Source organism: Parvibaculum sp., from assembly GCF_049672805.1.
GTDB lineage: Bacteria > Pseudomonadota > Alphaproteobacteria > Parvibaculales > Parvibaculaceae > Parvibaculum.
This window is the reverse complement of the sequence record NZ_JBATWS010000021.1, coordinates 1-13,166: the sequence shown is the minus strand read 5'-3', so window position 1 is coordinate 13,166 and position 13,166 is coordinate 1. Positions and strand designations below refer to the sequence as shown.

The 13,166-nt window shown below is 60.7% G+C and carries 15 protein-coding genes; 8 read left to right on the top strand and 7 right to left on the bottom strand.

The features are described 5' to 3' along the window. Positions 1–252: 252 nt before the first annotated feature. Entirely contained in the window at positions 253–681 is a 429-nt protein-coding gene (locus WBF74_RS00800) for a CBS domain-containing protein (protein ID WP_424433869.1), read from the top strand. A gap of 8 nt (positions 682–689) precedes the next feature. Here WBF74_RS00800 and WBF74_RS00795 read toward each other — a convergent pair whose 3' ends face one another. The 3 genes from WBF74_RS00795 to folE all read right to left on the bottom strand — a co-directional run bounded on the left by WBF74_RS00795 (position 690) and on the right by folE (position 3,064). Next, positions 690–1,772, bottom strand: a complete 1,083-nt coding sequence (locus tag WBF74_RS00795) for a patatin-like phospholipase family protein (RefSeq protein WP_424433867.1) — start codon at positions 1,770–1,772, stop codon at positions 690–692. 105 nt (positions 1,773–1,877) lie between these two features. Then, positions 1,878–2,330: a phosphoribosyl-AMP cyclohydrolase gene (gene hisI / locus WBF74_RS00790; protein WP_424433865.1), complete on the bottom strand. Its 453-nt coding sequence runs from the start codon at positions 2,328–2,330 to the stop codon at positions 1,878–1,880. 104 nt (positions 2,331–2,434) lie between these two features. After that, positions 2,435–3,064, bottom strand: coding sequence for a GTP cyclohydrolase I FolE (gene folE, locus WBF74_RS00785; protein WP_424433871.1), 630 nt, complete (start codon positions 3,062–3,064; stop codon positions 2,435–2,437). Positions 3,065–3,587: 523 nt separating this feature from the next. Between folE and cysS the strand changes: the two genes are divergently transcribed. The 4 genes from cysS (at position 3,588) to thrS (ending at position 7,965) form a co-directional block, all read left to right on the top strand. Beyond that, positions 3,588–4,994, top strand: a complete 1,407-nt coding sequence (cysS, locus tag WBF74_RS00780) for a cysteine--tRNA ligase (RefSeq protein ID WP_424433863.1) — start codon at positions 3,588–3,590, stop codon at positions 4,992–4,994. 11 nt (positions 4,995–5,005) lie between these two features. Continuing rightward, complete coding sequence (locus WBF74_RS00775; RefSeq protein ID WP_424433861.1) at positions 5,006–5,518, top strand: iron-sulfur cluster assembly scaffold protein; 513 nt, start codon at positions 5,006–5,008, stop codon at positions 5,516–5,518. A 162-nt stretch (positions 5,519–5,680) separates the two neighbouring features. Beyond that, positions 5,681–5,995 carry a membrane protein insertion efficiency factor YidD gene (gene yidD / locus WBF74_RS00770; RefSeq protein WP_424433859.1) on the top strand — a complete coding sequence of 105 codons (315 nt, stop codon included), beginning with the start codon at positions 5,681–5,683 and terminating at the stop codon, positions 5,993–5,995. 11 nt (positions 5,996–6,006) lie between these two features. After that, positions 6,007–7,965, top strand: a complete 1,959-nt coding sequence (gene thrS, locus WBF74_RS00765; protein WP_424433857.1) for a threonine--tRNA ligase — start codon at positions 6,007–6,009, stop codon at positions 7,963–7,965. A gap of 23 nt (positions 7,966–7,988) precedes the next feature. On the opposite strand, the gene WBF74_RS00760 is transcribed toward thrS, so the two are convergent. Both WBF74_RS00760 and WBF74_RS00755 read right to left on the bottom strand, forming a co-directional pair. Beyond that, positions 7,989–8,540: an SRPBCC family protein gene (locus WBF74_RS00760; RefSeq protein WP_424433855.1), complete on the bottom strand. Its 552-nt coding sequence runs from the start codon at positions 8,538–8,540 to the stop codon at positions 7,989–7,991. Continuing rightward, the gene (locus tag WBF74_RS00755) at positions 8,530–8,856 is read right to left on the bottom strand and encodes a metalloregulator ArsR/SmtB family transcription factor (protein WP_424433853.1); all 327 of its coding nucleotides are present in this window, start codon (positions 8,854–8,856) and stop codon (positions 8,530–8,532) included. Before WBF74_RS00755 ends, WBF74_RS00760 begins: the two co-directional genes overlap by 11 nt. Positions 8,857–8,966: 110 nt before the next feature. Here WBF74_RS00755 and WBF74_RS00750 point away from each other — a divergent pair, with 110 nt between their 5' ends. Beyond that, a complete protein-coding gene (locus WBF74_RS00750) occupies positions 8,967–10,697 on the top strand; it encodes a hypothetical protein (RefSeq protein WP_424433851.1) in 1,731 nt (576 codons plus the stop codon). Positions 10,698–10,745: 48 nt separating this feature from the next. Here WBF74_RS00750 and WBF74_RS00745 read toward each other — a convergent pair whose 3' ends face one another. Next, entirely contained in the window at positions 10,746–11,567 is an 822-nt protein-coding gene (locus tag WBF74_RS00745; protein WP_424433849.1) for a hypothetical protein, read from the bottom strand. Between the two features lie 116 nt (positions 11,568–11,683). Here WBF74_RS00745 and WBF74_RS00740 point away from each other — a divergent pair, with 116 nt between their 5' ends. After that, positions 11,684–12,265 (top strand): nitroreductase family protein, encoded by a 582-nt coding sequence (locus WBF74_RS00740; protein WP_424433847.1) that lies wholly within the window; start codon positions 11,684–11,686, stop codon positions 12,263–12,265. A gap of 3 nt (positions 12,266–12,268) precedes the next feature. Here WBF74_RS00740 and WBF74_RS00735 read toward each other — a convergent pair whose 3' ends face one another. Next, positions 12,269–12,559, bottom strand: a complete 291-nt coding sequence (locus WBF74_RS00735) for a hypothetical protein (protein WP_424433845.1) — start codon at positions 12,557–12,559, stop codon at positions 12,269–12,271. 74 nt (positions 12,560–12,633) lie between these two features. Between WBF74_RS00735 and WBF74_RS00730 the strand changes: the two genes are divergently transcribed. Next, positions 12,634–13,166 (top strand): HAD family hydrolase (locus tag WBF74_RS00730; protein WP_424433843.1); only part of this gene is annotated, 533 nt, incomplete at its 3' end.

Below are 13,166 nucleotides of genomic sequence, written 5' to 3'. Positions count from 1 at the left end.
TTCGGTTTAGGTGCGAAATTAAGAGGGAGAATTGGGACTCAACCAAGGCAGAAGAAAACTATCGACACGTCTCCTGCGTTGTCAAAGCGAGGGCAGGGTCGGCAATGGAAAACGCTGATTCCTGCATTTTGCACCTATCCTTGCCTTGTGCGGCGGAATGTCGCATGCTTTCGGCAGGGCTCCAACCAGCGGTCTGGAAAGCCCGTGGGGCGGCGGGGCAGGTTTGAAAACCGCACACAGGAGGATGACGCCATGAATGTCGCCACGATCTTGAAAGCCAAGGGCTCAGATGTCGTCACGGTAGGTCCTGCCGTCACTCTTTCCGATGTGGCCATGCTGCTGGCGGAACGGCGCATCGGTGCCGTGCTGGTGATGGAAAACCGCTCCGTGCTCGGCATCATTTCCGAGCGCGATATCGTCAAGGCGGTGGCGCGCACGGGCGGCGAGGCGCTGAAGGCGCCGGTGCATGAGGTGATGACCTCGCGCGTCGTGAGCTGCGGTCTCAATGATTCCGTCGATGAGGTGATGGATATGATGACCGAGGGCCGTTTCCGTCACCTGCCGGTGATGGAGAAGGGCGAGCTTGTCGGCATCGTTTCCATCGGTGACGTGGTGAAGCATCGCATCGCCGAAACCGTGATGGAGACGGAGGCGCTCCGCCTTTACATCGCCAACGGATAGGGCCGCGCCTAGCTGACGATTTCGATCGTTTCCCTGATCTGGGGAATGGCTTCTTCGGCTGCCTCTTCGCCAAGGCGGATCAGTTCATCCGCCTTGTCGAAATCGAGCAGGCTGCGATGGCCAACCTTCGGCGCGATCAGAATGTCGGGCGGGTCGCCTGCCATGCGCATCCGGGCGAGCCGATCCTGCACGATGTTGAGCGAGGCAAGCATTACATTCGCAATGCCCGGTTCGCGCTGACGGCTGCCGATGACGCGGCGCATGAGTTCCTTTTCCGGGCTGCGCCGCCAGCGCAATCCCTTGAAGGTGGAGAGAATGCGCTCGGTGACGGGAACGTCCACCTCACCACCCACCTCATCGGGACCGGGCGCGGTTTCTGCGAGAATTTCTTCTGTCGCTTCTTCCAGCGCTTCCTGCTCGTCCATCTCCCTTTCAATCTCGCGGAAGATGTCGTCGTCGGGCAGGGAAGGGGCGATGCCGGGCAGATAGCCGGGGAAGGCTGTTGCCTCCTTGGCGCGCCGCCGCATGGCGGGGTCGAAGGGATCATTGCTGAGATTGACGGCGATCAGCACACGCGCACCAAGCGCGCGGGCAACCGACACGGGCACAGGATTGACCAGCGCTCCGTCAATCAGCCATCGCCCGTCAATCGCGACGGGAGAGAACACGCCCGGCAGCGCATAAGAGGCGCGGACGGAATTGATGAGGCTGCCCTTGTGGAGCCAGAGCTCGTGGCCGGTGGTGAGTTCTGTTGCCACGCCGACAAAGGTCCGGTCCAGATCCTCGATGCGGATATCGGTGAGATGTTCGTGCATCAACTCCACAAGCTTGGAGTCACCGATCAGGCCCGAGGAGCGGAAGCGCAGATCAAGCAGGCCGATCATGCGGCGGCGCGTGAGCGAGCGCGCGAAGTCTTCCAGCGGTTCGAGTTTTCCCGCCGCGAGGCATCCGCCCACCAGCGCGCCGATGGATGTGCCCGCGATGATGTCCGCCTCAATGCCGGCGCGGGACAGCGCCTTCAGAACACCGATATGGGTCCAGCCGCGCGCCACGCCGGCGCCGAGCGCGATGCCGATTTTTGGACGAGACATGTGAACCTGCTTCAAGCGTTTCGGTAATCAAAGGAACGGGAGCCGCGCCGGAAAGGCAGCGCAGCCCTTTCTATGAGCCTGAAATGTGACCGAATTTATGCGCGGTCAATGCCGGTCATGTGACAATTTCCGGGCGCTGGTCGGCTCAAGCTTCGGGAGATTGCCTGAGGCCTCGTCACCGTCAGACACACGGCGGTAGAAGCAGGAGCGGTAGCCGACATGGCAGCAGCCGCCATCGCCTGCGACTTCCACCTTGAGCCAGACCGTATCCTGATCGCAGTCCGTGCGGAGTTCGATGACGGTCTGGATTTGCCCGCTCGTATCGCCCTTGTGCCATAGCTCGCCGCGCGATCGGCTCCAGTACCATGCCTCGCCGGTTTCGATGGTGCGGGCAAGCGCCTCCTCATTCATCCAGGCGACCATGAGAAGCTCACCCGTCTTTGCATCGGTAGTGACAGCGGTGATAAGCCCGTTCTCGTCGAATTTCGGCGTGAAGGCCGTGCCTTCCTCGATTTCCTGTTTCGTGCCGCGCGGGGCGAAAAGGGATTTGCCGCTCATAACATTCAATCCTTGGAAGGGGTCTTGCGAAGCGGGAGAAATAAAAAGCCCCGCCATTCAGATGAAGGCGGGGCTTTTTGTCAAAGCCTTGAGGCTTCTGACGATCAGTAACCGCGGATCATCTGCATGAACCGGGCTTCCATGCGCGGGTCGTCGCGGAAAACGCCGGTGAACTGCGTGGTGATGGTGGCGACGTCCGGCTTCTTGATGCCGCGCGTCGTCATGCACTGATGCTTCGCCTCGATGAGGATGGCGACGCCCTGCGGCTGAAGCGCCGCGTTGATCGTGTCGGCGATCTGCGCAGTCATGGTTTCCTGCGTCTGCAGGCGGCGCGCGAAAATCTCGATCACGCGGGCAAGCTTGGAAATGCCGACCACCTTGCGCGTCGGCACATAGGCGATATGGGCGCGGCCAAGAATGGCGACCATGTGATGCTCGCAATGCGACTCGATGTTGATGTCGCGCAGCATCACCATGTCCTGATAGCCTTCGACTTCCTCGAAGGTGCGGGTGAGCTCCTTGAAGGGGTCAATATTGTACCCCTCGAAGAACTCTTCATAGGCGCGCACGACGCGGCCGGGCGTGTCGATCAGGCCTTCGCGTTCCGGGTTGTCTCCGGCCCAGGCGATCAGCGTCCGCACGGCGGCTTCGGCTTCCTCGCGAGAAGGCCTCTTCACTTCCACCAGACGCTCGTCTTCGCTCCGGGCGCGAAGCCCATCAACTGCAGCATTCATGTCCATTCGACCAATCTCGTTAGGGGTTTCCCGGCATCCGCCCGAAGGCTTCGTCCGGTTCAAGTCAACGGGAAGCTCCGAAAGGGGAACTGCCCGTCTTGCCCATCAAGCACGGGGTCTTATGCCATGCTGTAGCTGATGTGACATCGTTCTAAGGATGCATATAGCGTTGCGGAAACGGGCTATCAAGGGTGCGGGAATATGACAATCCCGCAAAGCAGGGCGGGTTTTTCCCCGGAACGCAGCGGAAAAGGGGCCATTGGTTAATTGTTAAGCCTTGCCACTCACCATCCCCTTCGCTAACAGAATGCGAACGGGCCTCCTCGGTCTGCCGGAGGATTTCACGGTGACGATGCGCAGAATCACAGGCTGCCAGCCATCTCACTGCCTGACTTCGTGTCGGCAGGCGGGCCGGTGCGCAACTACCAGGACGCGCAAATCCTCCACCGCCATCTGAAGGCCTGCCAAGTGGCGGGCCGTACAGACCGCAGCTCCCAGCCACGACCCCGAATGGCCTGATCCGATGAACACTCCGCTGAAGAACCGCACGCTCTGGCTCTACAACTCGCTGACGCGCAAGAAGGAAGTATTCGAGCCTTCCGACCCGAACCGCGTGACGATGTATGTCTGCGGGCCGACCGTTTACAACTACGCCCATATCGGCAATGCGCGGCCGGCGGTCGTGTTCGATTTGCTGGCGCGTCTGCTGCGGCGGCTCTATCCGCATGTCGTCTATGCGCGCAACATCACCGATATTGAAGACAAGATCATTGCGGCTGCGAAGGAGCAGGGCGTCGCTATCTCCGCTATCACGGAGAAATATGCCGATATCTACCGCAAGGATATGGCCACGCTCGGCGTGCTTCCGCCTGATATCGAGCCGAAGGCGACGGAAACCATCGCCGAGATGATCGCGATGATGGAGCGGTTGATCGAGGCGGGCCATGCCTATGCGGCGGATGGCCATGTTCTCTTCAATGTACCGAGCTATTCCGCCTATGGCCGTCTTTCCGGCCGCGACCGTGACGAGATGGTGGCGGGCGCGCGCGTTGAAGTGGCGCCCTACAAGAAAGACCCGGCGGACTTCGTACTGTGGAAGCCTTCCACGCCGGACCAGCCGGGCTGGCACAGCCCCTGGGGCCGGGGCCGCCCCGGCTGGCATATCGAATGCTCGGCCATGATCGAAAAGCATCTGGGCGAGACGATCGATATTCATGGCGGCGGCATCGATCTTCAGTTCCCGCATCATGAAAACGAAGTCGCGCAATCCGCCTGCTCGCATGGCGGTGCGCCGCTTGCGCGCTTCTGGATGCATAATGGCTTTGTGAACATTGAATCCGAGAAGATGTCGAAGTCCCTCGGCAATGTGCTGCTGGTGCATGATCTCATTGCGCAGGCGCCCGGCGAGGCGATCCGCCTTGCGCTGCTGAACGGCCATTACCGCCAACCCCTCGACTGGACGGCGGAAGGGCTTGCCCAGTCGCGCCGGATGCTCGACCGGCTTTATGGCGCCCTGCGCAGCCTTGCCGATGTGAAGTCTGAGCCGACCAGTGACGCCGCGCCTGACGCCTTTATTGAGGCGCTTCTTGACGATCTCAACACACCCAAGGCGCTGGCGGAGCTTTTCGCCATTGCCAAACGCGCCAATACGGAGACCGACCCCGGCACAAGGGCGCTTCTCAAGGCGGAACTGATCGGCGCAGGCCGTATTCTCGGCATTCTGGAAATGGACCCCGAAGCCTGGTTTGCAGGCGGCGGGGCGGCTTCCCATATAGATGGCAAAGAGATCGAACGGATGATCGAGGCGCGCAATGCCGCCCGCAAGGAAAAGAACTTCGCGGAAGCAGACCGTATCCGCGACGAACTTGCGGCAATGGGCATTCAGATCGAGGATGGGCCGCAAGGCACAAGCTGGAGAGTGGCGGGCTAGGCTGAAGGCAGATGCTCAACGAGATTTACAACAAGCGCATTCTCGCACTCGCATCGGATATTCCGCATGGCGAGCGGCTGGACGCGCCTGATGCCTCGGCCACGGCGGTTTCCAAGCTTTGCGGCTCGAAGGTGACGGTGGATGTAAAGCTCGATGGTGACACGGTCGTCGCCTATGGTGCCGACGTGAAAGCATGTGCGCTGGGGCAGGCGTCCTCCTCCATCATGGCGCGGAATGTGATTGGCTCGACCGTCAGTGAGTTGCATGACATCGCCGCCGCCATGCGCGCCATGCTCAAGGAAAATGGCGAGCCGCCGCGCGAGGCCTATGGCGGCAAGTGGAAAGACCTCGAGGTGCTGGAGCCTGTGCGGGAATACAAGGCCCGCCATGCCTCGACGCTTCTTGTGTTCGACGCGGTGGAAGAGGCGGTCGAAGCCGCCCGCGCCAGAGCCCGGGATAAGGGTGAAGGGAGTGGTACTGCGCCGCAGACCGGCACCCTCACTAGCACCGGCCCGTCCGCCTGAGCGACGGGCCTGGCCGCCCCTGCGATCCGTCCGGGTGGCTGTTCTCCTGAAATTGACTGATCGGCGGCCTCCGGTAAGGCGGGGTAGGCTATCCCCGCCCTCTGTTGTGCCGCTTCCGATTAAAAGCTAACAAGTGCGTGTGATTTGAAACGGGTTAACCTCATGCGGCGCGACCCCTTTTCGCTCGCGATGCGCGGCCTTATCCGGCTCTATCAGTGGTTCATATCACCGCTGATCGGGCCAAAATGCCGCCATCTGCCGACCTGCTCGGACTATACGGTGCAGGCGATCGAGCGGCATGGGCCGTGGCGCGGGGGCTGGCTCGGCCTGTCACGGATCGTCCGCTGCAACCCTTGGGGAAGCCACGGATTCGATCCGGTGCCGGAAACGCTTGAACCGCAGCCATTCTGGGCGCCCTGGCGTCATGGCCGCTGGCGGATGCCGGACCACAAGGCGCATACGCACGGAACGCATTGAGAGAAGAAAAAATGATCAATCTGAAACTGCCCGACGGTTCCGTTCGCCAGGTGGAAGGCCCGATAGACGGATTTGCCTTTGCCGAAAGCATTGCGAAGTCGCTCGCCAAGAAGGCGCTGGCGATCAAGATCGACGGCAAGGTGAAAGACCTTTCCACGGTCATCGACCGGGATGCGATTGTCGAGATCGTGACGCCGCAGACGGATGACGGGCTTGAAATCCTGCGCCATGACTGCGCGCATGTGATGGCGGAAGCCGTGCAGGAGCTTTTCCCCGGCACGCAGGTGACGATCGGGCCGGTGATTGAAAACGGCTTCTATTACGACTTCGCCCGCGCCGAGCCTTTCAAGGCGGAAGACCTTGAGAAGATCGAAGCGAAGATGCGCGAGATTGTGGATCGCAACGAGAAGATCACGCGCGAAGTCTGGGGCCGTGACGAGGCCATTGCCTATTTCAAAAAGATCGGCGAGCACTACAAGGCGGAGATCATCGAGAGCATTCCGGCAGGCGAGGAAGTCTCGGTCTATCGGCAGGGCGACTGGCTCGACCTGTGCCGTGGTCCGCATCTTCCCTCCACGGGCAAGCTCGGCAAGGCTTTCAAGCTGACGAAGCTTGCGGGTGCCTATTGGCGCGGCGACAGCCGCAACGAGATGCTTCAGCGCATCTATGGCACCTGCTGGGCGACGGAAGCTGACCTCAAGGCCTATCTGACGATGGTGGAAGAGGCGGAGCGCCGCGACCACCGCAAGATCGGCCGCGAGATGGATCTCTTCCATTTGCAGGAAGAGGCGCAGGGTTCCGTTTTCTGGCATCCGAAGGGCTGGCGCATCTGGCAGGCGCTTGAACAATATGTTCGTAGGCGGATTGATGCGTCCGGCTATGTGGAGGTGCGCACGCCGCAGCTTCTCGACTCGAAGTTCTGGGAACAGTCCGGCCATTGGGGCAAATATCGCGAGAACATGTTCGTGGTACCCGATGAAGTGCCCGGCACGGATGAAGATGCGCCCGTGCTGTCCGGCAAGGCGAAGCTCATGGCGATCAAGCCGATGAACTGCCCGGCGCATGTGCAGATTTTCCGACAGGGCGTGAAGTCCTACCGCGATCTGCCGCTGCGCATGGCGGAGTTTGGCTGCTGCCATCGCAACGAGGCGCATGGCGCGTTGCACGGGCTGATGCGTGTGCGCCAGATGACGCAGGATGATGCGCATATCTTCTGCACGGAAGACCAGATCAAGGACGAAACGTCAGCTTTCGTTTCGCTCCTTGAAAGCGTCTATGACGATATGGGCTTCACCGACCTCAAGGTGCGGCTTGCGTTGCGCCCGGAACAGCGTGTCGGCTCCGATGAAACATGGGACCGCGCGGAGAAGGCGCTGGAAGAGGCGCTCAATGATATTGGCCGCGAATATACGCTCGCGCCGGGCGAGGGTGCCTTTTATGGCCCGAAGCTTGAGTTTCATCTGAAGGATGCGATTGGCCGCTCATGGCAGCTCGGCACGTTGCAGCTCGACTTCAATCTGCCGGAACGTCTCGATGCGAGCTATATCGGCGAAGACGGGCAGAAGCATCGCCCGGTCATGCTACATCGTGCGATCCTGGGCTCGCTGGAACGCTTCATCGGCATCTTGATCGAGCATTATGAAGGCCGTTTCCCGCTCTGGCTTGCGCCGGTGCAGGCGGTGGTTGCTACGATCACTTCCGATGCCGATGACTATGCGCAGAAGGTGGCGGAGGAACTGCGCGCTGCCGGGCTTCGCGTGGAGCTTGATCTTCGCAATGAGAAGATCAACTACAAGGTGCGCGAACATTCCGTGGGCAAGGTGCCGGCGATCCTCGTTGCGGGCAAGCGCGAGGCGGAAGAGAACACGCTCTCCGTGCGCCGCCTCGGTTCTCAGGAGCAGAAGACGATGGCGCTTTCCGATGTCATCGCTTCGCTTCGGCAGGAGGCGACGCCGCCTGATCTGAGATGATGAGGTGCGACTGAGGCTTGTCCTCAGCCGCCCGTATATCGCCGCCGATACTCATCTTCGATACCGTCAAAGGCAGCCCAGAACGATGTTCTCGGGTTGCCTTCGAGCTGTTCGGCCAGCATCAGGAGATGCGTGTGCCAGCCGCCGGAGACGTCAATGGCATCCTCGATGCGGGCAAGACGGCGATGGGTGAGGGTAAGGCGCACCTTGTCGCCTTGCATCGCAAGCTCGATTTCGACGACGCAGCCCGCAGGGTTCATGTCGTCATCCCATGTGAAGCCGAGGCGATGAGGCGGCTCCCAGATTGTCACCACATGCTTGCTGTCGAAGGGGCCGCCATATTGCTTGAAGCGTTCCGGCGGCGGCGCCGGGTTCGGCCCGAGATTGTTGTTGTGGAAGACGATGGTCATGGCGCCACCGACGCGTGGCTCCATTGGCCCGGCAGCAAACCATGTGCCGCGCAAATCTGCGTCGGTGAGGTAGGACCAGACGCGCTCGACGGGGCCGGGGAGCAGGCGCTCGAAACGGACCGTGCTGCTGTCGATCAGTTCGCCCCAGGCTTTGTCATCGCTCATTTTCACGGTCCCTCTCGGCTGCTGCGTTCAGGGCGCTTTCCAGCGCATCGAGCTTCGGCCCCCAGAAGCGGCGGATCGTGGCGAACCAGTTCTCCGCTTCCGCAAAACCCTCGGCATCCAGCGAATAGATGCGCCGCTGCGCATCCACCCGCACGCGGACGAGGCGCGCCTCCCGCAGCACTTTCAGATGCTGCGAGACGGCCGGTGCGCTCATATCGAAGCGGCGCGCAATCTCACCTGCGGGGCGTTCGCCTGACGCGAGCATTTCGACGATTTGCCGCCTTGTCGGGTCGGCGAGGGCGGTGAAGCTTTCCATGGCTCATTATTTTCTAAATAACTTAATTAAGTCAACTCTAAAATTATAGCAGAGTGCGGCTTTCGCACGCTTATGGTTAACTCACGCTCCCTTAGAGCGGAGGTTTGGCAATGGCGCGTTGGGGCGTTCTCAGTGGTGTGGCGGCTATGTTTCTCGCCTGTGCGGCGGGCGGGGCATCAGCCGAAACGCGCTCTGTTCCCGCGGCCGAGATGGCACCGGTGGTGAGCGGGGCAGAGGTTTCTGACAATGCCGCCATGCCGGTGCCAGAGGGCTTTCGCTGGCGTGTGACGCGCACTGAATGGACGGCGAGCGATGAGCGCGCCTTTGGCGAGTTCGTCACGGCGATTGGCGAAAGCAACTGCCGGACCTTTGATGAATGTCTCAAGGGGCCGTGGAACATCTACCGCGCCTCCGACCCGAAGGGCATGTTCTTCTATGCCGATTGCGCGGACCTGCCTTATGCATTGCGTGCCTATTTCGCGTGGAAGAATGGTCTGCCGTTTTCCTATGTGAGCGGCGTTGCGCCGGTTGGCCGCTCGACTGACCTGCGCTATTCGCGCTATGGCAACTACGCCTACAAGCGCGTCGATGTTGTTCCGGCAGTACCGGGCGCTTTCCCCAATGCGCGCAGCGTGCTCAATGCGATCAATAATGTGGTGTCGAGCGCGATGTATCGCTTTGCGCCTGATCTGACGGGCGGCGAGCTTTTCGATTTCTACCCGGTGAAGATTGACCGTGGCTCCATCCGCCCTGGTACGGTGATCTATGATCCGAATGGTCATGTGGCCGTGGTCTATAGCGTTGATGAGGATGGTCGCATCCGCTTCATTGACACGCATCCCGACAACACGCTGACACGCGGTTCCTATGGCAAGCGCTTTGTGCGCGCCTCTCCGCCGATGGGCGCGGGCTTCAAGAACTGGCGGCCGATGAAACTTGTCGGCGCGACGCAAGAAGCGGATGGCACATGGCATGGCGGGCGCGTGGTTCTCGCGCGTGACAGCGAGATTGCGGACTGGTCGGACGAGCAGTTCTTCGGCACCGAAATGCCGCGCGCAAAACAGTGGCAGTCCGCCCGTTTCGCCCACAAGGGTGAGGTGCTGGATTACTACGACTATGTCCGTGCCGTGCTGGCCAAGGGGGATGTCGGTTATGATCCGATCTTCGAAACGCGGCTGATGGTGCGCGAGCTTTGCGATGATCTCCATTATCGCGCTCAGGCAGTTGATGTTGCCGTAAAGGCGGGCATCAACAAGCGGCCGCAGCCAGCTCGCCTGCCGGACAACATCTATGGCACGCATGGCGACTGGGAGACCTATTCGACACCCTCGCGGGATGCGCGGCTGAAGGCTTCCTTCGTCGAGATGCGGGAGAGGATCGCCCGCTTCATCGACATGGCGGAAGCGAACGATCCGAAGCTTGAGTATAAAGGTACGGATATTCTCCGTGATCTGGGCGCTGCCTATCGTGAGGAGGCAGGAGCCTGTCATGTTTCCTATGCGGCCAGCGATGGAAGCGTCCGCCCCCTGACATTTGAGGAGGCGCGGGCGCGCGTCTTTGATTTTTCTTTTGATCCGTATCACTGCCCCGAGCGGCGCTGGGGCGCACGGGATCCGAAGGAGCTTGCGACCTGTTCCGATGATGCGGTGAAAACCGCTTGGTATCACGCAGAGGCACGGCTCAGAAACCAGATCGACCGCACTTATGACGTGAAGATGGGCTTTTCTCTTGCCGAGCTGCAGGCAGGCGCGAAGGGGTCGGGATGGGATATGCCGCCCGATACTGATGTTGCGGCTGTGTTTTTCGGAAAGGAAAGCGACTACGCGTCGATCGGGGAGTAAGATTCAAATACGTCATCGCGAGCGAATGACGCTTCTGCGCTATCTACCTCAGAAGCGATACCAGAGCGCCGCACGCCATGTGCGTTCGTCCACCGTGCTTCGCCCGGAAATCGTCCTTTCCGTTCCCGCTTCAAAAGCCCAGCCGGGACCAAATTCCGCTGGCAGGTCGAGCACGACAGAGAAGGCGATCTTGCTCGCGCGATAGAGGTCGCCTGCTGAGGTATCGCGCGTGGCGGCGCTGTTGAAGCTTTTTGCGAGTAGCATCGCACCGGGCCAGGGTTTCGTGCCGAGCGTTATGTCCGCGCGGATCTGATCGGGCCGGCCGCTGTTGCGCGCGATCCAGCCGAGTTCCTGCACACTGAAAATAGGCAGGCCGAAAAGCTCGTCATTGCGCGCGAGGACAAGCGCAAGGTCGGTGTCGATATCGTTCCGTTTGGTCGCGGCGGGATCATTTCCCTGATCGTCGAGGAAAAGAACCGCGAGAGAATGCACGGAGAAAAGCGTGCCATTCCATGAGCCGACCGCGTAGCGCGCGCCTGCCTTCACGCGCGAGACGCCGCGATCTTCAAAGGTGAGGCCGAAAAAGTCGGTCGTTTCGCGCGACCATGCCGCCTCGCCAATCAGGGTGAGGTTTTTCGTCAGGCCATATTCGCCATAGGGCGATATTTCATGCTTGGTGTAGCGGCTCTTCCAGATCTTGTTGCCATTCTGGTCATAGCGTTCGCCTGCCGTCATGCGCGATACGCTTACGATGATTTCGCCTGTGCCCGGCTCGAGCGGCCAGCCGCCTGCCAGCGCCGTTCCGTCGCCAAACGACAAAATCATCACCCCCGCCAGAATGAACAGGCGGCATGTTGTGGCCAGTCTCACTGTGAATGTCCCCTCAGCCCTCCGGGATATGGTGGCGGGTGGGCTTGCCCAAGTAAAGCGTGAGGCTTAACTAGGCGTGTGACGCCGCCGACTGTTTTTGAACATGAGGAAAGAAATTGCCCCGTTCACCTGAGACGATTGATCTGCTTCTGACACGCCGTTCCGCAAAGGCGCTTACCATGGTGGAGCCGGGGCCGGACGCCGGGGAACTTGAAACGATCCTCAGAGCGGGGGCCCGCGTGCCGGATCACGGGAAGCTCGCGCCCTGGCGCTTCATCATTTTCAGGGGGGAAGCACGGGCTGCTTTCGGGGCGGAGCTTGCGCGTCTCTTTGCAAGTGCAGAGCCGCGCGCGACGGAAGACCAGATTACTTTCGAGGCAGGCCGCTTCATGCGCGCGCCCGTGGTCGTCGCTGTCATTTCGCGGATGATGCCGGGCATCAAGATACCCGAATGGGAGCAGACGCTTTCGGTCGGCGCTGTTTGTCAGAACATGCTGGTTGCGGCGACGGCCCTAGGCTTCGGCGCGCAATGGCTCACCGAATGGTATGCCTATAGTGAGGAAGTGAATCGCGTTCTTGGCCTTGGCGAAAATGAGCGGGTTGCGGGATATCTCTATTTTGGCAGCGAGAGCGTGCCCAAGGATGAACGTCCGCGCCCGGATCTTTCCGAAATCACGTCTGAATGGTCGCCGAAGTAAGGCCTAGCTGCCACTGTAATTCGGTGTGCCGCGTATCTCGCCTTCCGCAAGCCGGGTCAGGGCCGCTGCCTGTGCTACCCCAAGCGATGTCTTTTCATCGGCCAGCTTGATCGTGATGTCGGTCGGCTTCGAGAAAATGGCCTGCCGGTGGTCATAAAGGAACGAGATGAGGACCATAAGGAGCAGAAGGCCGACCGCCAAAGAGGCGCCGGGGTTTTGCAGATAGATGGCGGCGGTCAGGCCGATGCTGAGAGCGGCAAGGGCAATGGCGACGATGATCTTGAACTTTCGCATATGCTTCTTCCTGTTTTCGGCCTCCGCGCCCATTATGCCCGGAATTGTGCTGAAACGGAACAATTGGAAAAAGGGTGATCAGAGTGCCGCCTAAAGGCCTGCTTTTTGACAAGGACGGCACACTGTTCGACTTCCATCTGACATGGCCGCCGTTGCTTAGGGCGCTTGCAGAAGATCTGGCGAAAGGGCGCGAGGAGCTTGTGTGTTCGCTTTTGCGCGCCATCGGCCATGATGAGGCGGCGGGGCGTTTCCTCCCGGGGAGCATCGGGGCGGCGGGCGATACATATGAGCTAGCTGATGCCTGGCTGCCTTATCTGGAGAACTTCGGGCGCGAGGCGCTGGTCACCGCACTCGACACGCATTTTGCGATAGAGGGACCGGCGCGCTCCGTTCCAGTGACAGATCTCGCCGCACTTTTCTCGGAGCTTCGGGAGCGGGGCCATGTCATCGGCATTGCGACGAATGATGTGGAAGCCTCCGCGCTTGAAACGGTGGAGCGGTTCGGCCTATCGCCGCTGGTCGATTTCGTTGCCGGCTATGACAGCGGCCACGGGCCAAAGCCGGGGCCGGGCATGGCACTCGCCTTTTGCTCGGCGGTGCAACTTCG

What these genes read in the sequence shown, in the direction of transcription:
- thrS (WP_424433857.1), top strand. Translation starts at nt 6,007, where the DNA reads ATGATCAATCTGAAACTGCCCGACGGTTCCGTTCGCCAGGTGGAAGGC.
- WBF74_RS00735 (WP_424433845.1), bottom strand. Translation starts at nt 12,559, where the DNA reads ATGCGAAAGTTCAAGATCATCGTCGCCATTGCCCTTGCCGCTCTCAGC.
- WBF74_RS00800 (WP_424433869.1), top strand. Translation starts at nt 253, where the DNA reads ATGAATGTCGCCACGATCTTGAAAGCCAAGGGCTCAGATGTCGTCACG.
- yidD (WP_424433859.1), top strand. Translation starts at nt 5,681, where the DNA reads ATGCGGCGCGACCCCTTTTCGCTCGCGATGCGCGGCCTTATCCGGCTC.
- WBF74_RS00760 (WP_424433855.1), bottom strand. Translation starts at nt 8,540, where the DNA reads ATGAGCGATGACAAAGCCTGGGGCGAACTGATCGACAGCAGCACGGTC.
- WBF74_RS00750 (WP_424433851.1), top strand. Translation starts at nt 8,967, where the DNA reads ATGGCGCGTTGGGGCGTTCTCAGTGGTGTGGCGGCTATGTTTCTCGCC.
- cysS (WP_424433863.1), top strand. Translation starts at nt 3,588, where the DNA reads ATGAACACTCCGCTGAAGAACCGCACGCTCTGGCTCTACAACTCGCTG.
- WBF74_RS00795 (WP_424433867.1), bottom strand. Translation starts at nt 1,772, where the DNA reads ATGTCTCGTCCAAAAATCGGCATCGCGCTCGGCGCCGGCGTGGCGCGC.
- hisI (WP_424433865.1), bottom strand. Translation starts at nt 2,330, where the DNA reads ATGAGCGGCAAATCCCTTTTCGCCCCGCGCGGCACGAAACAGGAAATC.
- WBF74_RS00775 (WP_424433861.1), top strand. Translation starts at nt 5,006, where the DNA reads ATGCTCAACGAGATTTACAACAAGCGCATTCTCGCACTCGCATCGGAT.
- folE (WP_424433871.1), bottom strand. Translation starts at nt 3,064, where the DNA reads ATGAATGCTGCAGTTGATGGGCTTCGCGCCCGGAGCGAAGACGAGCGT.
- WBF74_RS00755 (WP_424433853.1), bottom strand. Translation starts at nt 8,856, where the DNA reads ATGGAAAGCTTCACCGCCCTCGCCGACCCGACAAGGCGGCAAATCGTC.